Below are 20952 nucleotides of genomic sequence, written 5' to 3'. Positions count from 1 at the left end.
CAGCTAGCGGTTTCGCGGCGGGCGCCATGCGAGTGGACTCGTAATGGCGTCGGGCCGCTCTGCCTCTTTGTAGCGAGGTGCTGGGTTACTCTTTGACGCTCATGTATTCCTTGGCCCAGAGGATGTATTCCTCAGGTTGGGTGTAGGTGTGGGTCAGTTCGGTGGCGCTCAGGTCCGAAGCCTGGGTGAAGATCTGGCGCTGTTCGCGCAGGCTGTCGTAAGTGGCCTTGATCGCCGCGAAGTAAGCGCCGTGGCCGTCGATGGTCACGCGCACACCCAGTTCGGCCAGGCGCTTGTCGTCGCGCAGCGCCGGGTTGCCGTAGGTGACCAGCATCAACGGGACGGTCAGGTGTTCGGCGATTTGCTCGAGCTGATCGAAGTCCTGGATGCCGACCATGCAGATACCGTCGGCGCCAGCGGCCTGGTATTGGCGGGTGCGGCTGATGATTTCCTGATTCGGCAGGATGCCGGCGTTGGTCCGGGCGATGATCGCCATTTCCGAGTCGACTCGGGCTTCCAGCGCGGCGCGGATCTTGCCGACGCCTTCGGCGACCGAGATCAGGTCGGTGGATTTACGGCCGAATTGTGCCGGCAGCAGGGTGTCTTCGATGGTCAGCGCGGCGACGCCGGCGCGTTCCAGTTCGACGATTGTGCGCATCACGTTCAGGGCGTTGCCGTAGCCGTGGTCGGCGTCGGCGATCACCGGCAATTGGGCGACGCGGCCGATTCGGGTGGCCTGTTCAGCGAATTCGCTGAGGGTGATCAGGGCAAAGTCCGGAGCACCCAGGACCTGCAACGAGGCGACCGAGCCGCCAAGAATCCCTACTTCAAAACCCAGGTCAGCGGCGATGCGGGCGGACATCGGATCGAACACCGAGGCGGTGTGATAGCAGGTGTCGGAAGCCAGCAGCTGACGGAAGTTACGGCGCAAATCTTGATGAGAAAGCCTGGTCATACGAGTTCCACCAATACAAAGGAATGGAAAGGCTTGAGCAAAGGTGTCAACGCCGAAGGTGAAAAGGCTATCACGCCAATGGGTCAAGGATCATGACGAATTAACGAGGAAGTTAACCAGGAAAAACCTGTTCAGGCTTTCTTGCAGCAGGCAGAGGCGCTCAGGCCGCCACCGCCTGCTGCTGTTGATTGGGCAGCGGCACTGCCCGCACCGAGTTGCCCGGCTGCAATTGCAGGCGTTTGGCGGTGAGGCGGTCGATTACCAGAGTGCTGCCGACCCGGCGTCCCGGAGCGACGGTGATGCGGCAGTTTTCCAGACGGCGGTTGTGAATCAGCCACAGCGGCGCCTGATCGTCCGGCGCGCCAATGCTCAGGGTCAGTTCCAGGCTGTCGCGTACCGTGCGGATGCTGCGGATCGGCGCCTCGATGACCGGGCCGCCGTCGAAGATGTCGATGTAGCCTTTGTGGGCGAAACCCTCGGACTGGAGAATTTTCAGTGCCGGCTCGGTGTTGGGGTGGGCCTGGCCGATCACGGCCTGAGCCTGTTCGGTGAGCAGGCAGGTGTACAGCGGCTGGCGCGGCATCAGTTCGGCGATGAAGGCCTTGTTGCCCAGCCCGGACAGGTGGTCGGCATGGCTGAAGTCCATCTGAAAGAAGTGCCGGCCGAGGCTGTCCCAGAACGGCGAACAGCCTTGCTCGTCGGCACTGCCGCGCAGTTCGGCGATCATCTTCTCGCCGAACAGGTGCGGGAATTCGGCGACAAACAGCAAGCGTCCCAATGACAGCAGGCGTCCATTGCTGCCGTGGCGCTGATCGTGGCGCAAGAACAGCGAGCACAGTTCCGATTGGCCGGTCAGTTCATTGTTGAGGAACAGCGTCGGGATCTGCCGCTGAATGCCCAGGTCCGGCGCCGAGCTGACAGTCAGCCCGACCCGATAGTTGTACCAGGGCTCACGCAGGCCGACAGCCCCGGCCAGGGCGCTGACCCCGACCACCCGCTGCTCGTCGTCCTCGAGCACAAAAAGATAGTCGGCATCGGCCCGTTCGACCTGCTCGGCGAAGGCGCGCTGCGCCCAGCGTACCCGGTGGGCCAGGCGATCTTCGTTGGCGGGCAGGGTGGTGAACCCCGGCCCGGCCTGTTGCACCAGCGTCATCAACGCTGGCAGGTCGCTGACTTGGACCGGACGGACAATCATGCTGCAACTCCTTTTGCGCGCCTGCTCGGGCACTGTCGTTGGGTGAGGGCGCGGTTCACAGGGCAATCACCCGGATCTTGCTGCCAGCGCTGACATTCAGTGCTGCACAAATCGCCGGCGTAAGCGCCAGGGGCTGACCGGGCTGGTAATCCAGCTCCGCGACCACCGCCCGAAAGCCATGCAGTGCATCGTTACTCACCAGATAACGACCACGGGCATCGATCAGTGGTTCCGTTTGAACCGTGGCGGTCTGGCTCTGGGCGATCGAACGGATGTTGGCGGTGCGTGCATACAGGGTCGGGCCGGCATCGAACAGGTCGATGTAGCTGTTGGTTTCAAAACCCTCGCGCTCAAGGATGTCGAAGGCTTCCTGACCGTCCGGGTGGATGCGACCGATGCACTCCTGTGCCGCCAGCGGCAGCATCGGCACGTAGATCGGGTATTGCGGCATCAATTCGGCGAGAAACGTACGGCTCTGCAAGCCGCACAGGCGTTCGGCCTCGACGTAGGGCAGATCGAAGAAGTGCTTGCCCAGCGCATCCCAGAACGGTGAATTGCCTTGCTCGTCGCTGTAGCCGACGATTTCGGTGATCACCGCTTCGGCAAAACGCGTCCCGTGGGCGGCGATGAACAGCAAGCGTGCCCGCGACAGCAATTCGGAAAACGGCGTGCGCACCAGCGCCGCGTCGATGTGAAAACCGCGCAGCAGCGTGTGGCCGCTGAGGTCGTGGCACAGCGACAGCGCCGGAACGCCATGTTCGATGTTCAGTTCCCGCGAAGCGCTGGTGAAGTGGCGGTTGCGCAGGCTGTAGAACGGTTCGTTGTGGCCGGCCGTGGCGAGAATCTCCGAGCAGCCGACCAGACGGCGGCTGTCGAGATCTTCCAGCACGAAAAAGTAATTCTCCGGGCCCTGAGCCGCTGCCTCGCTGTCGAACGAGGCGCAGGACGCGGCGATTTTTTCGCTCAGGCGCTGGCTGTCGTCCGGCAGGGACGTGACGCCCACCAGGCTGTCGCGAGCCAGTTGTTGCAATTGAGGCAGGTCGTTTGGCTCGACTGGGCGTAAGACCAGCATGGATGCACTCCTGTATCAAAAGGTTCGGCCCATTCGCCGAACCTGACTATCACTGTCGGTTTCCACGCGTTAAAGCGGCGGACGCCTGATTTGTTGTCAGACGCCGCTCTTTTTCTTGTCAGCCATTGCTCGGGTCAGGCAGCGCGGTACTGGCGCCGAGCTTGTTCAGGAAGAACAGGTACACCAGACCCAGGGCGATCCAGATCAGGCCGAGTTTCTGTGCATCGACGCCCATGTTGTACATGATGGCCGCGACGATGATGAAGCCGATCACCGGGCAGATCAGGTGACGGATCACCTGGCCGGACTTCTGCCGGCGCCAGTAGTAATTGATCACGGTCAGGTGCAGCAGCATGAAGCCGCTCAAGGCGCCGAAGTTGACCAGCGAGGTCAGGGTATCCACCGAGTTGATGAACAGGTAGCAGATCACCAGCGACAGCACGGCCACCAGATAGATGCTCAGGTACGGCGTGTTGTGTTTCGGGTGAACTTTGGCCAGCACTTTCGGCAGCTTGCCGTCGCGGGCCATGCCGAACAGCAGGCGCGAGACCGCGGCTTGCGAAGTGATCGCCACCGCCACGCCCCAGGCCAGAGCCGTGGCCACGCCGGTCAAAGTCGCCAGCCAGCTGCCGGCGGCGATTTCGGCGATTTCATAGAACGCGGTGTCGGCGGACTTGAAGCCCATGCCGGCGGCAAGATCGGTGGCGATCCAGGTCTGTACGACGAAAATCGCGCCCATCACCACCAGGGTGATCAACGCCGCTTTGCCGACGCTGCGGCCCGGATCACCCTTGATCTCTTCGGCGAGCGTGGAGATCGCATCGAAGCCAAGAAACGACAGCACCGCAATCGACACTGCTTGCATCAGCAGGGCGAAGTTGAAGGTTTCCGGGTGATACAGCGGCGTCAGGGTCAACTGGCCGTTGCCGCCACCGTTGTGCAGGGCATTCCAGGCGTAGAACAGGAAAATCCCCAGCACAACCAGCTGTGCCAGCAGGAACACGATGTTCATGCGGGCGGTGAAAGTGATGCCGCGCAGGTTGACGAACGTGGCGCTGACCAGGAACGCCAGGATGAAGCCGACCTTCGGAATGTCCGGGTACAAATGGTTGAGCGCCATCGCCGCGTAGACGTAGAGCAGCGGCGGAATCAGCAGGTAATCGAGCAGCATCAGCCAGCCAGCGATGAAGCCGACGTGTTGGTTCAAGCCTCGTTGTGCGTAGGAATACACCGAGCCGGCAATCGGAAAGGCCCGGGCCATGCTGCCGTAGCTCAGCGCGGTGAAGAGCATCGCCACCATGCCGATGATGTACGCCAAAGGCACCATCCCCGGTGCCTCCGCGTTGACGTAGCCATACACGCCAAACGGGGCGATGGGGATCATGAAGATCATCCCGTACACCACCAGGTCGGTCAGTGTCAGGCTACGTTTCAACTCCTGTTTGTAGCCGAACTCTTCTATTTCCATGAAGCGCAACTCCTTGTCAGCCAATCGGTCGTTTTAGTTGTTATATCGGTCCGTCGTTTACAGCGTCAGCAGTGGTTACAACAATCTTTACAGCAGGGGTGCCAGATAATTTGCCCAGCGGGAAACCGCTTCCGGGTTGCGCAGCAGGTCGTTGCGCACTTCGATCAAGACCGACTCCAGACCACGGGCATCGCCGTGCACCGGCACGGTCATGTCGCCCAGCGGGTCGATCTTGTACGGCTGGTTGCCGGCGACTTTCAGCGGATGCCGGTCGAGACCGTCGAGCAGGCGCTGGGCGTATGCCTTGGACTGACCGAACAGCACGCCGACTTCCAGTTCCCGTGGCTGGCCGTAGTACACCGGGGTGAAACTGTGAATCCCCACCACCCGCACTGGCCGGTCATCGGCCAGGCGCTCGTCGATCAGTTGTTGCAGCCGGGTGTGAAACGGCTTGAACAGGCACTGGCGACGGTATTCGCGGGTGGCTTCATCGAGCTCGCGATTGCCCGGCACCTGATAGATCTCGCTCTGCGCCGGAATGCTGTCCGGGGCATGTCGGGGCCGGTTGAGGTCGATCAACAGTCGCGAATAATTGGCGCTCAGCAGCGTGGCGCCGATCTTTTCCGACAGTTGCTCGGCCAGCTCCAGCGCACCGATGTCCCAGGCAATGTGTTCACGCGCAGCCGTGTCATCCAGGCCCAGGTTGTTCAGGGCGTCGGGGATGTAGCGGCTGGCGTGCTCGCACACCAGGATCAGTGGATGCGACGAGTTTTCGCGGGTCAGGTTGTAGACCGGTCGGGTGTACAACCCAAGCTCGGCGGATTCAGTACAGGCGTGCATAGTGCTCACACAGGTCAGCGGGCGAGAGCTGTTCCGTCAGCGCCAGTTCCTCGGTTTTAAGGGCGAAATACGTGTCTAGCAACGGTGCCGGCAGCGCTGCCATCAGCGCTTCGCTGCGACGCAGGCATTCCAGTGCCTGAGCCAAAGAGGCGGGCAGGGCTACGATGCCCCGCGCCTCGCGTTGTTCGTCGTTGAGTGAATCGGGGATTTCATCGGTGATCGCGTTCAGCGCCAGACGCTGTTCGATGCCCAGGCGTCCGGCGATCAGCAGCGCAGCCATCGCCAGGTGCGGCGAAGCGGTGGCGTCCATGGCGCGGAATTCCAGGTTGTACTGCTTTGCCACGGGTTTGTTGCCCAGGCTCACGGTCGGGCAGATGCGCAGCGCCGCTTCGCGGTTCTGTTGCCCGAGGCAGGCGTAGGACGCGCTCCAGTGGTGCGGCTGCAAACGTTCATATGAGACCGGGGTCGGTGCGGTGAACGCACACAGCGCCGGCAAGTAATGCAGCACGCCCGCCGCCCAGTGCTGGCCGAGGGTCGACAAGCCATTGCTGGTGCCGGCGTCGTACAGCATCGGCTGACCGGCCAGGTCGAGCAGGCTGACGTGCAGGTGTACGCCGTTGCACACCGCTTCAGCGGCGGTCTTCGGCGCAAAGCTCAAATCCAGGCCCATCTGCCGGGCGATTTCCCGGGTGATCTCGCGTACGTTTACCGCGCGATCCGCCGCCGCCACGCCGAGGGTCGGGCGGCAGGTGATTTCGTATTGATGCTTGCCGTATTCGGGCAGGAACATTTCCGGCTCGACGCCGCCGGCGCGCAACGCGCTGAGCAGCCAGCCGCCGAACTCGGCGCCCTGGCGTTGTGCTTCGAGAGAGAAGGCCAGGTGTTCGGCAAACCCTGCGTGCAGGTTGAATTCGTGTTCGAACGCGGCGTTGACCTGCAGACCGAGCTGGTCGCGATACCGCTCGATTTCATCGCTCAGCAGCGTGCGCGGGCAAGCGCCCCACGGGCGGCCGTCGGTTTCGCGGATGTCGCCGTGGATGAAATCCAGCGCCGGGGCGGCGGTGTCCGGGCCGTTGCCGACGGTGACGCGACTGGTCAGATCGGGAATCAGCCGCAGATCGCCATAGGCGCCCCACGGATTGCTCGACGCGATGATGTCCTGCGGCGTCAACGCGCTGTTGGCCGGCACCCAGCCGCAACCGGTCGCTTGATAGTGTTCCAGCTCATCGCTGGGAAACGAGCGGCCACGGGTGATGCCGATCAGGTCGGTAGTGACGATGGTGGTCATCGGCAACGGCGACAGGCGTTCGCTCATGGCTGCATCTCCTGCAACCGGCCGAGTACGGTGTCGGTGTCGGTGATCCAGCAGTAGCCCTTGATCGCGTTCAGGCACGCGTCGTGGCGTGCTTCGGTGTAGGTCGCGCAGGCGTCCGCCACCAGCGTCACCAGATAACCCCGGTCGGCGGCGTCGCGCACGGCCATGTCCACGCACTGGTCGGTGACGATGCCGGCGATGATCAGGTGCCGGGTTTCGAGGTTGCGCAGCACGTAGTCGATGTTGGTCGAGTTGAAGACACCGGAAGAAGTCTTCGGCAGCACGATTTCGTTTTCCGCCGGGGTCAGTTCGGCGATGACCTGTGCCTGCGGGCTGCCCTTGGGCAGGTGCATGTCCGACAGTTTGTGATCCAGCGAGCGGTCGCGGCCGTCGGCGGTCAGGCTTTCGATCAGGGTGTGCAGCACGTTCTGCCGTGCGTCGCGGAAGGCGTTGAGCAAGCGCACCTGATTGGGCACCACTTGCGAGCGCGTGCGATTGAGGAAGTAGGCGGCGTCCGGGCCTTCGAGGTGCGGGTCGAACTGCGGCTCAAGCCAGGCACGCTGCATGTCCACCAGCAACAGCGCAGTGTGGTCGGTGACAAACGGCAGGTCCCGCGGCGAGCGGTGGGGAAGGCTGAACATCCTTATTTATCCTCCAGCAGGTGGGTGTCGAAGTCGTTGCGCAGGGCATCGATGCCTTCCAGGCGATCGGCCAGGTCCGGGCTGCGCAGGGTCAGGCAAGCGATCAACGCTTCAACCTGGGCCAGCGCCGGGACCATGGTGTCGAACGGCGATGCCGACTCCACCGGGGCGCTGATGATCATGTCGGCCAGCTCGCGCAGCGGCGAGGCATAGATGTCGGTGAACAGCACGACGCGAGCGTTGTTGTTCTTGGCTGCATTGGCTACGCGCAGGGCCTGGGTCTGGTAGCGGCGATAGTCGAACACCAGCACCACGTCCTGGCGCTGCAGGTCGAACAGACGATCCGGCAGTTGCGCGTTGTCCTCCAGCGCAAAGCAACCGGGGCGCAGCAGACGCAAATGATTGAGCAGGTAAGTGGCCATCAGGCTGCTGAAACGCCCGCCGAAGCAGTAGACCTGATGGCGCGTGTCGAGCAGCCACTGCGCGAGAATCCGCACGTCTTCGGGTTGGGTCAGGGCCTGGGTTTCGGCCAGCAGGTTGTGGCTGTGGGCCAGATAGTGGCTCCAGGCATCGTCCTGATTCAGGTTCGAACGCGGTTGCAACAGCGTGCGCGGCGAGCGCAGGCGATGGTCCATGTCGCTGAGGAGGGCGTCCTGGAATTCGGCGTAACCGCCAAAACCGAGTTTTTTTACCAGACGCACGATGGTCGGATCGCTGACGCCGGCGTGTTCGGCCAGACGCGCCATCGGGCCGAGCCCGTTGCGCGGGTACTGATCGAGCAAGGCCCGGACGACTTTGCGCTCTGATGGCGTAAGGTCCAGGCCGGGATCAGTAATCAGGTCTCTGAGAGGGGGCATCCGGGCTCCTGCTGGATGGGGTGTTGGATTCGCTTCACAATCCGTTAAAACAGTATTTATGTAACTCACGCTACATGTCTAGTGAATTTTCCAGGCAATTATTTCAGCCCCAAAATGGGGCGAGATGCCCGTGTAACAAGGGCTACACGTCTATCGATCGATCTTGTAGTCCATTGCCCATTGTTGTGTCAGACATTGCCGCTTTGTTTTGACAGGGCGATTGAAGGGCTTCCCCGGAATCGCCCGGTTTACGGCACAATTGCCGTCCTGTCGGCACGTTGCCGGGTGTTTTTTACCTTCTGACCGAGTGACTCATTGTGCAAGCCACCCGTTTGACCTTGATGTGTCACGCCAGAACCGTCGCACAAAAATTGGCGCGTTTTCCTACGAACGAAGCTGTTGAAGAAAGCGCTGTAGCGTCTGACTCGCTGGCCGCTCGGTTCGAGAGGCCGCGCCGTTTGATCTGTGGCCCGGAATTGCGCACGCGTCAGACTGCCGCATGGTTCGGTCACGATGCCCAGGTGGATGAAGCACTGCGCGATTGCGACTGGGGCCGTTGGCAGGGGCAGTCGATCAAAGACCTGCAGCGAGATGAACCGGAAGCCCTGCAAGCCTGGTTCGAAGATCCCGGCGCCGCGCCCCATGGCGGGGAATCGGTGGTGCAACTCGGCGAGCGAGTGGCCGCATGGCTGACGACCCTGCAAACCACGCAGGGTCATGTCGTGGCCGTCACGCATCCGTTCATCATTCGAGCGGCGCTGATGCAGGTCATGCAAGGCCAGGCTTTCCATAGCATCGATGTCGAGCCGCTGGCGGTGGTCGAGTTGAGTTTCTTCGGGCGCTGGCGGCTACGCTTGTCCGGCATCGACCTTGAAGGAGACCGTACATGAAACGCTTGCTGGTCATCGGCATTGGCGCCGGCAACCCCGACTACATCACGATGCAGGCGGTGAAGGCGCTGAATCAGGTGGACGTGTTTTTCCTCATGGACAAGGGCCAGAGCAAGGACAAGCTGATCGACCTGCGTCGCGAAATCTGCGAACGCTACATCACCGATCGTACCTACCGTTTCGCCGAAGCCCACAGCCCGGAGCGCGAGCGCGGCGATGTGGACTACAGCGCCAGCGTCGATGATCTGAACCGCGCCAAGCAGCAAACCTTCGAGCGCCTGATCAATGACGAATTGGCTGACGGGCAGTGCGGCGGTTTTCTGGTATGGGGCGATCCGGCGTTGTACGACAGCACCCTTCGCATTCTCCAGGCGATTCTGGCTTCGGGGCGATGCACATTTGAATTCGACGTGATCCCGGGCATCACCAGCGTTCAGGCCCTGGCGGCGCAGCACAAGATACCGCTGAACACCATCGGCCACTCGATTGAAATCACCACCGGCCGACGCCTGGCGGCGGGGCAGGTGAGTGATACCGACAGCCTGGTGGTGATGCTCGACGCCGAAGACTCCTACCATCAAGTGGCGGATCAGCAGACGGAGATCTACTGGGGCGCCTACCTCGGCACGCCGGACGAAATCCTCATCAGCGGCCGGCTCAAGGATGTCGCGGATGAAATCGAGCGGGTGCGCAAGGCTGCGCGGGCCGAGCATGGCTGGATCATGGACACTTATCTGTTGCGCAAGCCTTGACCTCACGACCAAAGCGCTCGCGATACACCGACGGCGGCACCCCGACCACGCTGCGAAACGCCACACGAAAGCTTTCCACCGAACGATAACCGCAGCGCTGGGCGATCTGATCAGTGTTTTGCGGTGTGCTTTCCAGCAGCTCTCGGGCTCGGGCCAGGCGCTCGTGTTGCAGCCAGGCCTTGGGGGACTGGCCGCTGGCTTCCGTGAATTTGCGCAGGAAGGTGCGTTCGCTCATCGCCGCTTCGCTGGCCAGATCACGCACTTCCAGCGGTTCGTGCAGGCGTTCGCGGGCCCACTGCATCACGCGCGACAGATCGCTGCGCGGGGTCGGGCTGACCGGGGTGGGAATGAATTGCGCCTGACCGCCGGTGCGTTGCGGCGACATCACCAGCCGTCGCGCTACCGAATTGGCCACCTGAGTGCCGAAGTCCCGCGCCACCAGATGCAGGCAGGCGTCGATCCCGGCCGCGCTGCCAGCCGAAGTAATCAATTGGCCTGAATCGACGTAAAGCACGTCCGGGTCGACATCAATGGCCGGGAAGCGCTCGGCCAGCTCCGAGGTGTAGCGCCAGTGGGTGGTCGCGCCATACCCGTCGAGCAGGCCGCTGGCGGCCAAAACAAAGACGCCCGAACAGATCGACAGCAACCGAGCGCCGCGTGAGTGCGCATCACGCAATGTTTCGAGCAAGGCCTCGGGCACCGGCGCACTGCGGTCGCGCCAGCCGGGAATGATGATGGTGCGCGCATCCGCCAACAGTTCCAGGCCTCCGTCGGCCAGCACCTGAATCCCGCCCATGGCACGCATCGGGCCCTGATCGACCGCCGCGATGCAGTGCGCGTACCACGGGAAATCGAATTCCGGCCGGGCCAGGCCGAAGATCTCCACAGCGATGCCGAACTCGAACGTACAGAGGCCGTCGTAGGCCAGGATAGCGACCAATCCAGGTGATTCAGGCATTTGGCGGAAACTTCCCGGTGAGTGTCTTGTGCGCCACTGTAGCGGCAAGCGGCAGCTCGATAAAGTCTGTTCATCCCTTCACAGACGTAGGAGCAACACAACATGCCCAGCCTGGTTCGCGAAATTCCTGCCGCCCCGTCGGCGATTGCCCTGATGCACTTCAGCAACCGTCTGACCTTCGAAACCGATTGTTCCGACGTCTTCAGCAGCCAGGAAGCCGGTGAGATCGATTTCGTGCTGGTGGACGTGCGCGGGCCGCTGGCCTTCGAGCGCGGCCACGTACCGGGGGCGATCAATATTCCGGGGCGTTTGCTGACAGCCGAAAGGCTGGCGGATTACCCGACATCCACGCTGTTCGTGGTTTATTGCGCCGGTCCCCACTGCAACGGCGCCAACAAGGCTGCGGTGAAACTGGCAGCGCTGGGTTATCCGGTCAAGGAGATGATTGGCGGGGTCACCGGCTGGCTCGATGAAGGCTTCGAATTGAGTGTCGCAGCGCCACGAGCGGCGACCCATCCGATTGCCTGTGATTGCTGATACCCAGTGAGTTGCCGCCATGGGCGGCAGCTTTTATCGGCTTTGTCCTACAACCCTTGCACCGCTCTGGCGCACACTTTTCCCACGTGATGGCACTCGCCGATTTTCTATAAGTATTTGTCGCTTAAACACAATTTGCCCCGTGCGCGCCGCCATAGACTGCCGGCCACTTCGGTTTCTTTGCGCTCCATAGCCCAAGGCCGAACCTGACAATCGAAAGCTGCCAATAAAAGCCTCCGCACACGGGAGTAATAAATGAAAAAGCTGGTTATGTTCGGTGCCCTGGCACTGTCGATGTTGTCCCTGACCGCCGTGGCCGAAGACGCCAAACCGATCCGTATCGGTATCGAAGCCGGTTACCCGCCATTCTCGATGAAAACCCCTGACGGCAAACTGGCCGGTTTCGACGTGGACATCGGCGATGCGCTGTGTGAGCAGATGAAAGTCAAATGCACCTGGGTCGAGCAAGAGTTCGACGGCCTGATCCCGGCGCTGAAAGTGAAGAAGATCGACGCGATCCTGTCCTCGATGACCATCACTGACGATCGCAAGAAAAACGTCGATTTCACTATCAAGTACTACCACACCCCGGCGCGCTTCGTGATGAAGGCAGGCTCCGGCGTGAAAGATCCGCTGACCGAGCTCAAAGGCAAGAAAGTCGGCGTGCTGCGCGCCAGTACCCACGACCGCTACGCCACCGAAGTGCTGGTGCCGGCCGGGATTGAACTGGTGCGTTACGGCTCGCAGCAGGAAGCCAACCTCGACATGGTGTCCGGTCGTATCGACGCGATGCTGGCCGACTCGGTCAACCTGAGCGACGGCTTCCTGAAAACCGACGCCGGCAAAGGCTTCGAATTCGTCGGCCCGACCTACGAAGACGCCAAATACTTCGGCGGCGGCGCCGGTATTGCCGTGCGTAAAGGCGATACCGAGCTGGCGGAAAAATTCAACACTGCCATCAACGAAATCCGCGCCAACGGCAAGTACAAGCAAGTGCAGGACAAGTACTTCGACTTTGACGTGTACGGTCATTAATACGCCGTAGAAAAAAGTGGCCCCGTTGACGCGGTGGCCACTTTTTTTTCGCCTGTGATTTATCCTGTCAGCACATTTTCAATGCAGTCACTGTGCAGCAGCGACTACAGAATTTCCGGAGTTCCCCATGCAACGCATCGATCATGTACTGCCCTGGAGCCACTTGGGCAGCGAACGCTCCCTCAGCGTCTTTCGTTACGGTGCCGGCCCGCGCAAGGTCTACATCCAGGCCAGCCTGCACGCCGATGAGCTGCCGGGCATGCGCACCGCGTGGGAACTGAAAAAACGCCTGGCCGAGCTGGAAACCAACGGCCAGTTGCAGGGCGTGATCGAACTGGTGCCGGTGGCCAATCCGATCGGTCTCGATCAACACCTGCAAGGCAGTCACATGGGCCGTTTCGAACTGGCGAGCGGCAAGAACTTCAACCGTTCCTTCGTCGAACTCAGCGCCCCGGTGGCCGAGCGCATCGGCGATCAGTTGGGCAGCGATGCCCTGGCCAACATCGGCTTGATTCGCCAGAGCATGGGCCAGGTACTCGACGAGCTGCCGGCCCCGGCCTCGCAACTGGAAGCGTTGCACCGTCTGCTGCTGCGCCACGCGTGCGATGCCGATGTCACGCTGGACCTGCATTGCGATTTCGACGCCGCGATCCACATTTACGCGCTGCCGCAACACTGGCCGCAATGGCAATCCCTCGCTGCACGTCTGAAGGCTGGCGTGGCGCTGTTGTGTGAAGACTCCGGCGGCAGTTCGTTCGATGAATCGTGCTCCACGCCGTGGTTGCGCCTAGCGCGGATGTTCCCGGCGGCGGCGATCCCGCCGGCCAACCTCGCCACCACCCTGGAACTGGGCAGCATGGGCGACACCCGCGTCGATCAGGCCCAGGCCAATTGCGAGGCAATTCTGGGCTTCCTCGCCGAACAGGGCTTCATCAGCGGCGAATGGCCGAAGTCGCCAGACGAATGCTGCGAAGGCATGCCGTTCGAAGGCACCGAATACCTGTTCGCCCCGCACCATGGCGTGGTGAGTTTCCTGCGTAATGCCGGTGAATGGGTCGAGCGCGGTGATGCGTTGTTCGAAGTGGTCGATCCGCTGAAGGACCGCGTGACCACCGTGCGCGCCGGCACCAGCGGTGTGTTGTTCGCCATTGATCGCGGCCGCTATACCCAGCCGGGCACCTGGCAGGCGAAAGTGGCGGGGCGCGAGCCGATTCGGGCGGGCAAGTTGATCAACGACTGAGGCCCCCCCATCTTCCGGATCACAGTGTTAGGCTCTGCCCCGAACCCTGCACTGTGTGAAGGAAGGCTTATGTTGAAGGTGTTTGCTCTGTTGACCCTGCTGGCGTCCAGCGCCGCCCATGCTCAAACCTCGCTGCAAACCGATCTGCCGCTCAACTACCTGGCCCAGGTTCACCCGGATGCCGAACAGCGTCCGCTGGTGCTTTTCCTGCACGGCTACGGCAGTAACGAAGCCGATCTGATCGGCATGAAATTTCAGCTGCCCAAGCAGTACAACTACCTGTCGGTGCAGGCGCCGATGGCGTTGGGGGAAGGGCGTTTCCAGTGGTTTCGCAAGAAAGGCGACGGTGCCTACAACGGCGAGACCGATGATCTGAAGACCGCCAGCCAGAAGCTGCGAGCCTTTATCGCCGCAGCCGCGCAGAAATATCACGCCCGACCGGACAAGGTGTACCTGATCGGTTTCAGCCAGGGCGCGATGATGACCTACGAGGTGGGGCTACGGCAGCCAGCGGCGGTCGGTGGCATTGCCGCGTTGAGTGGGCGAGTGTTGCCGGTGCTCAAGGGTGAGCTGAAGTCAGCGCAACAGCACCCGCCGCTGGAGGTCTTCATCGGTCATGGCACGGCGGATGACCGGGTGCCTTACAGTGGCGCCACCGCAGCCAAAGATCTGCTGGAGAAGCTGGATTACAAACCGGCGTTCCATGCCTATCCCGGCGTCGGCCACAGCATCAGCGCGGCCGAGCTTCGGGATTTGAACGACTGGTTGCAGCGACTTAACCCTTGAGGATCATTTTTCGCTGAGGATGGTTTTCACCAGCGCATCGTGACCGCTCTTGTCGCTGGCCCGGGAAATCACCTGGACCAGCGCCATGTGCGTGCCGGAACCTGCGATCAGCGTGGTATTGAGGGTCTGGCCGCCGCCCTGGGTCGCGGTGCTGTCGACCTGACGCAGGCCCAGGCCATTGCCTTTCTGGGTCAGGCTCTTTTCGCTGAGCTTGTTGAAGTCCGGCAGCGCCTTGCGCTGGGCTTCGATGAAATCGGACACGGTGCCGTCGAGGAACGCGCTGTCGTTATCCTTGACGTTGTTGCCTTCGGGAATCTGGTTTTCGGCGGTAATGACCACCGTCTTGGTCGCGTCGTTGGTGAACATCGTGCCCTTGGCACCGGTCGGGCCGGCCGGCAGCGGGTCACCGACAAAGCCTTTGGGCAGGACAAAACGGAGCTTGCCTTCGAGCATCGAGACTTTCTCGGTGACAGCCTTCTCTTTGGCCTTGGCTGCCTGAGCATTCAGGGCGCCGAAACCGGCCACCGCCGCCAGCAACAGGACGACGGCTTTCTTGCTAAGCAATGACATTCGAATCTCCGAGGGATGGTCGCGCTTGGGCGGCGATCATCCCACGGAGCATGCCCGGCACTCCAGAGCGGTTTGTCCGGGCGGGTTCAGTTCGTCGACGGCGCAGGCGCCGGTTTGGCCAGCAATTGCCGGGTGACGCCCAGCATCGCCACTGAAACGGCCACCGCCACCACGAAGCCGCCGAAGCCCAGACGTGGGACTGTCAGCGCCAACACCAGACAAAACGCCGAAAACGAATACATCCCCGTCGCCGTCGCTCGCAACAACGCAGCGGTAAACGCCGGGCCGCGCGTCTGCTGGGAAAACACCGCCATCACGCTGCCCAGCACCGGAAATACCGCGAGCAATCCGCTCCAACGCTCGCCGACCGTGCTGGCCAGCATCGTCACTACCAGCGTCAACGCCGCGCCGGCAATCATCCGCCAGATCAGTTTGTCCGACTTCGGTGCCGGCCCACTGACCACCGGTTGAACCTTGGGAAACAGGTACGGCGCAGCAAGAAGGGCGGTTGCAGCCGCAGCCACCGAGAACGGTAGCGACGCCGGAATCAGCGACAGGATTACCGCCAGCACGGCCCAGACCGACAAAGACACAACCAGCGCCAACGGCCAGTTCGCCCGCTGCGCCACCTGCGCATAAGTGACGCAAAACGCGATCATCGCAAACATGGCCGACAACGCCGCGACCGCCGATTGCGCGGCAAACGCCGGCCCTTGCTCGATGGCGAGGAAGAACAGGATCGGCCCGACCACCACCGGCAACCCCGACAGCCACCCGGCCACACTGGGCCCCCAACGCTTGCCGGCCAGGGAAATCAGCAGCAGAAAACCGGGAATCAGCAGCAGTTTGAGGATCAGCACGCAGGTGTCTCCATCGGGTCAATGAGGGCCACGTTAGCATTGTCATGAATGGATTGCTGTATATGTATGCAAAACATGTATACAAAGTGCCGGGCGGGATAGCCAACTATGCTCTGACTATCAGGGTTTACCGGAGTCGATGCCGCGATGAGCAGAACACCGAAGGTGTTGCGTGGATGCTGCGGAATCGGTTTGTGGGCACTGTTGCTGACGCCGACTTGGGCCAGTTGGCAGGACGCGGTGCCCGGCGCGCAAATCATTGGCACCGGCGATTTCAGTGTGTTCGGTTTCGACATTTATAACGCCCGGTTGTGGAGTGCCGCGCGCCCGCTGGCCGATGGACAGCCCTTCGCCCTGGAATTGATCTACCGGCGCAATGTGTCTCGCGAAGATCTGGTGAAGGCCAGCGTCGATGAGATCAAGCGCCTGGCCGGATCCTCCATCAGCCCGGCGCAACTGGCGCTGTGGCAGGCCCAGATGCAGCAATCGTTCGTCGACGTTCAGGCCGGCACGCGGATTACCGGGGTGTACTTGCCGGGGCAGGGTGCACGGTTCTTCGTGGGGCAGCAGTTGCAGCACGAGATCGACGATCCGCTGTTCGCCCGGGCGTTTTTCGACATCTGGCTTGATCCCCGCACACGCAGTCCCGAGTTGCGTCAGCAATTGCTCGGCACTGCCAAACCCTGAGCGCAGCACGTCTGCTCTTGGGCACGCCGACTGAAACGTCTAAGCTGCGCCTTTCGACTTGTTTCTGGATGTGTGCGTGAAATTCAGCTTGCCCAAAATCGCCACCGCGCCGTTCTGCCCGCCGGAAGTGGCCGGCAGCGTCCCGGTGGATCCGAATGCCTCGTTCTTCAAACGCGTACTGCGCTTTGCCGGCCCGGGTTTGCTGGTGTCGATCGGCTACATGGATCCGGGCAACTGGGCCACCGCCATCGAGGCCGGTTCGCGCTTCGGTTACAGCCTGTTGTTTGTGGTGTTGCTGGCGAGTCTGGCGGGCATGGTCGTGCAATGCCTGTGTTCGCGGCTGGGCATCGCCACCGGGCGCGACTTGGCGCAACTCTCCCGCGAGCGCTACAGCACCCCGACGGCGCGGCTGCAATGGGTGCTGGCGGAAATCTCGATCATTGCCACCGACCTTGCGGAAGTGCTCGGCTGCGCGCTGGCGTTCCACCTGCTGCTGGGTTGTTCACTGACGTTCGGCATCGCTCTGACCGCATTCGATACGTTGCTCGTGCTGGCCTTGCAAAATCGCGGTTTTCGGCGGCTGGAAGCGATCATGCTGGTGCTGGTGGGCACCATCGGCGTGTGCTTTTTTGTCGAACTGTTACTGATCAAACCGTACTGGCCGGACGTCGCCCAAGGCTTCAAACCGTCGTTGTCGGCCATCAGCGATGCGGCGCCGCTGTACCTGGCCATCGGCATCCTTGGTGCGACGGTAATGCCGCACAACTTGTACCTGCACACCTCGATCGTGCAGACGCGGCTGATCGGCCAGGACCTGGCGAGCAAGCAGGATGCAGTGAACCTGGCGCGCATCGACACCATCGGTTCATTGGCGCTGGCGTTGCTGGTCAACGCGGCGATCCTGATTCTCGCGGCGGCAGCCTTCCATCAAACCGGGCACTCCGATGTGGTGGACATCCAGGACGCCTATCACTTGCTCGATCCGCTGGTGGGCGGCGCGCTGGCCAGTGTGTTGTTCGGCGTGGCGCTGCTGGCGTCGGGGCAGAGTTCGACCTTCACCGGCACCATCGCCGGGCAAGTGATCATGGAAGGCTACCTGAACCTGCGGATTCCCTGCTGGCAGCGGCGCCTCATTACCCGTGGGCTGGCACTGATTCCGGCGTTCATCGGCGTGTGGCTGATGGGCGATGGCGCGGTGGGCAAGTTGCTGGTACTGAGCCAGGTGGTGTTGAGCCTGCAACTGCCGTTTGCCCTGTATCCGTTGATCCGCATGACCAACGACAAACAGCTGATGGGGCCGTTTGTGAATCGCTTGCCGACGCGGGCTCTGGCTTGGGGACTGTTTGTGGTGATCAGCGGCGCCAATGCCTGGCTGATTCTGCAACTGGCCGCCTAGCGGCCGAAGGCATCCACCACAAAATCAATGAACACCCGGGTCTTGGCCGGCATCAAGGTGCGGCTCGGGTAGTACAGCGATATCGCCCCGGCGTCGCACTGCCAGTCGGGCAACAGCCGCACCAGTTCACCGCGCTCGATCTGCACGCTGACATCGGGCAGCACCACCATTGTTATCCCGAGTCCCAGCAGCGCAGCCTTGCGCATGGCCATTGGATCGTTGAGCACGATGTTCGGGTTGAGCAGGGCGCTGGCCTGTTCGCCGGCGCCGTTGTGCATCTGCCATTGGCGAATGCGCCCGGTGCGCAGGCCGCGCATGACAATGCCCTGGTGGTCGGCGAGGTCTGTCGGATGCCGGGGCAGGGTGCGTCCGGCCAGATACGCCGGAGAGGCCACTGCCAGTATTTCAGCGGACGCCAGTCGCCGGGAAATCACGCCGGGCGTCAGCTCGAACCCGCCACCAATCGCCACGTCATAACCCTCGGCGATCAAATCCACCTGACGATTCTCGAAGTGCCATTCGGGGCGAATCAACGGATAGCGCGCTAGAAACGCCGGCAGCAGCGGCAGCATGTGATCGATGCCGAACGTCGGCGGCAGGCTGATCTTGAGCACACCCGCCGGCTCGCCGCGCTCGGTCGCCACAGTCGCAATCGCTGCCTGCAAGGCGTCGAGGTTGCCGCCGATGCTCGCCAGAAAACCTTCACCGGCCTCGGTCAGCGACAGCTTGCGGGTCGAGCGCTGAAACAGCCGAACGCCGAGGTTGCGTTCAAGAATCGCCACGTTGCGGCTGACCGCTGCCGGTGTCAGCGCCAGCAACCGTGCGGCGGCGGAGAAGCTGCCGGTCTCGGCGCTGCGGACGAAGGATTCAAGATTGGCGAGGGTTTCCATGGTTTCGACCTGATAGCGATGCTTGAAGATCATTCAAGGCATTACCGGCTAATCAAGTGGGAATGGCAAGCGCAAGATTCGTTTCGAGTCTTACCAATCTTTCTGGAGAACACCATGAGCACTATCGGAATCATCGGCGCTGGCGCCATCGGTTCAGCGTTTGCCAAAGCCTTGTCGCGTCAGGGCATCCCGTTGGTCATCGCCAACAGTCGCGGGCCGGAGACCTTGTCCGGACTGGTCGCAGAGCTCGGCCCGACCGCCCGCGCCGTTACCCGTGAAGAAGCCGCTGCCCAGGACATCGTGCTGGTCGCAGTGAACTGGTCGAAACTGCCGACGGCGCTGGCCGGGCTGCCGGATTTCGGCGGGCGGATCGTCATCGACGCCAACAACTCGATTGAAGCGCCGTCGTTCAAACCAGTGGATTTACAGGGGCGGCCGTCCAGCGAAGTGTTCGCTGAATGGGTGCCTGGGGCGCGGGTGGTCAAGGCGTTCAACCATCTGCTGGCGCGTTTGCTGGAAGCGGATCCGGCGTCGGAGGGTGGCAAGCGCGTGTTGTTTCTGTCCGGGGATGATGCGCAGGCCAAGGCTGAAGTGGGCGCGCTGATCGATCAGCTTGGTTTCTTCGGGATCGACCTGGGCGAGTTGAGCGTGGGCGCGCGACTGGTGCAATTCCCGGGCGGGCCGTTGCCGGTGCTGAATCTGGTGAAGTTCGCCTGACGGCCGGGCAAAAAAATACCCGGTGCGACGTGAGTCGTACCGGGTTTGTTGCCAACAGGCAGTGGATGTCGTGGATCCGCCGCCCGCTGTTGAACCTCTTTTGCGCTTAAGCGCGTTCCAGCGCCAGGGCCACGCCTTGACCGCCGCCGATGCACAGGGTCGCCAGACCCTTTTTCGCATCACGCTTGATCATTTCGTGCAGCAGGGTCACCAGCACACGGCAGCCCGATGCACCGATCGGGTGACCGAGGGCGATGGCGCCGCCATTGACGTTGACCTTGTCCAGATCCCATTGCAGATCTTTGGCCACTGCCAGCGATTGTGCGGCGAAGGCTTCGTTGGCTTCGATCAGGTCGAGCTGGCCGATGCTCCAGCCGGCCTTGTCCAGGCAACGGCGGGTGGCCGACACCGGGCCGATGCCCATGATCGCCGGGTCGACGCCGGCATTGGCGTAAGCGGCGATTTTCGCCAGTACCGGCAGGCCCAGGGCCTTGGCTTTTTCGGCGCTCATCAGAATGACCGCAGCCGCGCCGTCGTTCAGCGACGAAGCGTTGCCGGCGGTGACGCTGCCGTCCTTCTTGAAGGCCGGACGCAGTTTGGCCAGGGATTCGGCGGTGGTGTCGCCGCGTGGCTGCTCGTCGACCTTGAACGCCACCGGATCGCCTTTGCGCTGCGGGATCAGGATCGGGGTGATTTCATCGACAAAACGGCCGACCTCGATGGCGGCTGCTGCTTTCTGCTGCGATGCAGCGGCGAAGGCGTCCTGCTGCTCACGGCTGATTTCGTACTTCTCGACCAGGTTTTCGGCGGTGATGCCCATGTGGTAGTCGTTGAACGCGTCCCACAGGCCATCGCTGATCATGGTGTCGACGATTTGCGCGTGACCCATGCGCAGACCGGTGCGTGCGCCCGGCATCACATAGTTGGCCAGGCTCATATTTTCCTGGCCGCCGGCGATGATCACGTCCGCATCGCCGCAACGGATCGCCTGGGCGCCGAGGTGCAGGGCCTTGAGGCCCGAGCCGCAGACCTTGTTCAGGGTCATGGCGGGTACGGCGTGGGGCAGGCCGGCCTTGATCGCCGACTGGCGCGCCGGGTTCTGGCCGGCGCCGGCGGTCAGCACCTGGCCCATGATCACTTCATCGACCTGAGCACCGTCCAGACCGGTCTGCTCAAGCAACTGGCGGATGACCGCTGCGCCCAGATCCACGGCGGAGACGGTGGCCAGCGATCCCTGGAAACTGCCGATCGCGGTACGCGTGGCGGCAACAATGACGACGTCTTGCATTTT

The 20952-nt window shown here is 62.2% G+C and carries 22 protein-coding genes; 9 read left to right on the top strand and 13 right to left on the bottom strand.

Features of this window, described 5'->3' with window-relative positions; translation table 11 throughout:
• Positions 1 to 85: 85 nt before the first annotated feature.
• From AC1RR7_RS16265 to AC1RR7_RS16230, 8 genes are all read right to left on the bottom strand, one after another.
• Positions 86 to 955 carry an isocitrate lyase/PEP mutase family protein gene (locus tag AC1RR7_RS16265; RefSeq protein ID WP_096822909.1) on the bottom strand — a complete coding sequence of 290 codons (870 nt, stop codon included), beginning with the start codon at positions 953 to 955 and terminating at the stop codon, positions 86 to 88.
• A gap of 160 nt (positions 956 to 1115) precedes the next feature.
• Positions 1116 to 2150 (bottom strand): arginine N-succinyltransferase, encoded by a 1035-nt coding sequence (gene astA, locus AC1RR7_RS16260; protein WP_096822908.1) that lies wholly within the window; start codon positions 2148 to 2150, stop codon positions 1116 to 1118.
• 55 nt (positions 2151 to 2205) lie between these two features.
• Positions 2206 to 3222, bottom strand: coding sequence for an arginine N-succinyltransferase (locus AC1RR7_RS16255; RefSeq protein WP_493157984.1), 1017 nt, complete (start codon positions 3220 to 3222; stop codon positions 2206 to 2208).
• Between the two features lie 118 nt (positions 3223 to 3340).
• Entirely contained in the window at positions 3341 to 4690 is a 1350-nt protein-coding gene (locus AC1RR7_RS16250; protein ID WP_493157983.1) for an APC family permease, read from the bottom strand.
• Between the two features lie 87 nt (positions 4691 to 4777).
• Complete coding sequence (locus AC1RR7_RS16245; protein WP_493157982.1) at positions 4778 to 5530, bottom strand: N-formylglutamate amidohydrolase; 753 nt, start codon at positions 5528 to 5530, stop codon at positions 4778 to 4780.
• Positions 5514 to 6845, bottom strand: a complete 1332-nt coding sequence (locus AC1RR7_RS16240; RefSeq protein WP_493157981.1) for a type I glutamate--ammonia ligase — start codon at positions 6843 to 6845, stop codon at positions 5514 to 5516. Before AC1RR7_RS16240 ends, AC1RR7_RS16245 begins: the two co-directional genes overlap by 17 nt.
• Complete coding sequence (locus AC1RR7_RS16235; protein WP_007956245.1) at positions 6842 to 7486, bottom strand: cysteine hydrolase family protein; 645 nt, start codon at positions 7484 to 7486, stop codon at positions 6842 to 6844. Before AC1RR7_RS16235 ends, AC1RR7_RS16240 begins: the two co-directional genes overlap by 4 nt.
• Positions 7487 to 7488: 2 nt before the next feature.
• Complete coding sequence (locus tag AC1RR7_RS16230) at positions 7489 to 8343, bottom strand: MurR/RpiR family transcriptional regulator (protein WP_493091666.1); 855 nt, start codon at positions 8341 to 8343, stop codon at positions 7489 to 7491.
• A 317-nt stretch (positions 8344 to 8660) separates the two neighbouring features.
• Between AC1RR7_RS16230 and AC1RR7_RS16225 the strand changes: the two genes are divergently transcribed.
• Positions 8661 to 9233: a histidine phosphatase family protein gene (locus tag AC1RR7_RS16225; RefSeq protein ID WP_493157980.1), complete on the top strand. Its 573-nt coding sequence runs from the start codon at positions 8661 to 8663 to the stop codon at positions 9231 to 9233.
• Positions 9230 to 9985, top strand: coding sequence for a precorrin-6A synthase (deacetylating) (cobF, locus tag AC1RR7_RS16220; RefSeq protein ID WP_493157979.1), 756 nt, complete (start codon positions 9230 to 9232; stop codon positions 9983 to 9985). Before AC1RR7_RS16225 ends, cobF begins: the two co-directional genes overlap by 4 nt.
• On the opposite strand, the gene ftrA is transcribed toward cobF, so the two are convergent.
• On the bottom strand, positions 9954 to 10943 hold the full coding sequence (ftrA, locus tag AC1RR7_RS16215; RefSeq protein WP_493157978.1) for a transcriptional regulator FtrA: 990 nt from the start codon (positions 10941 to 10943) through the stop codon (positions 9954 to 9956). The two genes, cobF and ftrA, sit on opposite strands and share 32 nt — an antisense overlap.
• A 102-nt stretch (positions 10944 to 11045) precedes the next feature.
• Between ftrA and AC1RR7_RS16210 the strand changes: the two genes are divergently transcribed.
• The 4 genes from AC1RR7_RS16210 (at position 11046) to AC1RR7_RS16195 (ending at position 14541) form a co-directional block, all read left to right on the top strand.
• The gene (locus AC1RR7_RS16210) at positions 11046 to 11480 is read left to right on the top strand and encodes a rhodanese-like domain-containing protein (RefSeq protein ID WP_096822899.1); all 435 of its coding nucleotides are present in this window, start codon (positions 11046 to 11048) and stop codon (positions 11478 to 11480) included.
• Positions 11481 to 11735: 255 nt separating this feature from the next.
• Positions 11736 to 12515 (top strand): ABC transporter substrate-binding protein, encoded by a 780-nt coding sequence (locus tag AC1RR7_RS16205; protein ID WP_011333505.1) that lies wholly within the window; start codon positions 11736 to 11738, stop codon positions 12513 to 12515.
• A gap of 127 nt (positions 12516 to 12642) precedes the next feature.
• Positions 12643 to 13755 (top strand): succinylglutamate desuccinylase/aspartoacylase family protein, encoded by a 1113-nt coding sequence (locus AC1RR7_RS16200; protein WP_102619576.1) that lies wholly within the window; start codon positions 12643 to 12645, stop codon positions 13753 to 13755.
• 69 nt (positions 13756 to 13824) lie between these two features.
• Positions 13825 to 14541 carry an alpha/beta hydrolase gene (locus AC1RR7_RS16195; RefSeq protein ID WP_493157977.1) on the top strand — a complete coding sequence of 239 codons (717 nt, stop codon included), beginning with the start codon at positions 13825 to 13827 and terminating at the stop codon, positions 14539 to 14541.
• 3 nt (positions 14542 to 14544) lie between these two features.
• Here AC1RR7_RS16195 and AC1RR7_RS16190 read toward each other — a convergent pair whose 3' ends face one another.
• Both AC1RR7_RS16190 and AC1RR7_RS16185 read right to left on the bottom strand, forming a co-directional pair.
• A complete protein-coding gene (locus AC1RR7_RS16190; RefSeq protein WP_096822896.1) occupies positions 14545 to 15111 on the bottom strand; it encodes a DcrB/PsbP domain-containing protein in 567 nt (188 codons plus the stop codon).
• Positions 15112 to 15197: 86 nt separating this feature from the next.
• Entirely contained in the window at positions 15198 to 15971 is a 774-nt protein-coding gene (locus tag AC1RR7_RS16185) for a hypothetical protein (protein ID WP_493073469.1), read from the bottom strand.
• A 147-nt stretch (positions 15972 to 16118) separates the two neighbouring features.
• Between AC1RR7_RS16185 and AC1RR7_RS16180 the strand changes: the two genes are divergently transcribed.
• Together AC1RR7_RS16180 and AC1RR7_RS16175 are read left to right on the top strand one after the other, a co-directional pair.
• A complete protein-coding gene (locus AC1RR7_RS16180; protein ID WP_096822894.1) occupies positions 16119 to 16658 on the top strand; it encodes a chalcone isomerase family protein in 540 nt (179 codons plus the stop codon).
• A gap of 76 nt (positions 16659 to 16734) precedes the next feature.
• Positions 16735 to 18054, top strand: a complete 1320-nt coding sequence (locus AC1RR7_RS16175) for an Nramp family divalent metal transporter (RefSeq protein ID WP_102619580.1) — start codon at positions 16735 to 16737, stop codon at positions 18052 to 18054.
• On the opposite strand, the gene AC1RR7_RS16170 is transcribed toward AC1RR7_RS16175, so the two are convergent.
• Positions 18051 to 18944 carry a LysR family transcriptional regulator gene (locus tag AC1RR7_RS16170; RefSeq protein WP_102619618.1) on the bottom strand — a complete coding sequence of 298 codons (894 nt, stop codon included), beginning with the start codon at positions 18942 to 18944 and terminating at the stop codon, positions 18051 to 18053. The two genes, AC1RR7_RS16175 and AC1RR7_RS16170, sit on opposite strands and share 4 nt — an antisense overlap.
• 114 nt (positions 18945 to 19058) lie before the next feature.
• Between AC1RR7_RS16170 and AC1RR7_RS16165 the strand changes: the two genes are divergently transcribed.
• Positions 19059 to 19661, top strand: coding sequence for an NADPH-dependent F420 reductase (locus AC1RR7_RS16165; RefSeq protein WP_493157976.1), 603 nt, complete (start codon positions 19059 to 19061; stop codon positions 19659 to 19661).
• Between the two features lie 106 nt (positions 19662 to 19767).
• On the opposite strand, the gene AC1RR7_RS16160 is transcribed toward AC1RR7_RS16165, so the two are convergent.
• Positions 19768 to 20949: an acetyl-CoA C-acetyltransferase gene (locus tag AC1RR7_RS16160; RefSeq protein WP_493066083.1), complete on the bottom strand. Its 1182-nt coding sequence runs from the start codon at positions 20947 to 20949 to the stop codon at positions 19768 to 19770.
• Positions 20950 to 20952 lie beyond the last annotated feature (3 nt).

Source organism: Pseudomonas sp. GW821-FHT11G12 (genome assembly GCF_058808055.1).
The sequence above is the reverse complement of the archived record's forward strand: the minus strand, read 5'-3'. Positions and strand labels throughout refer to the sequence as shown.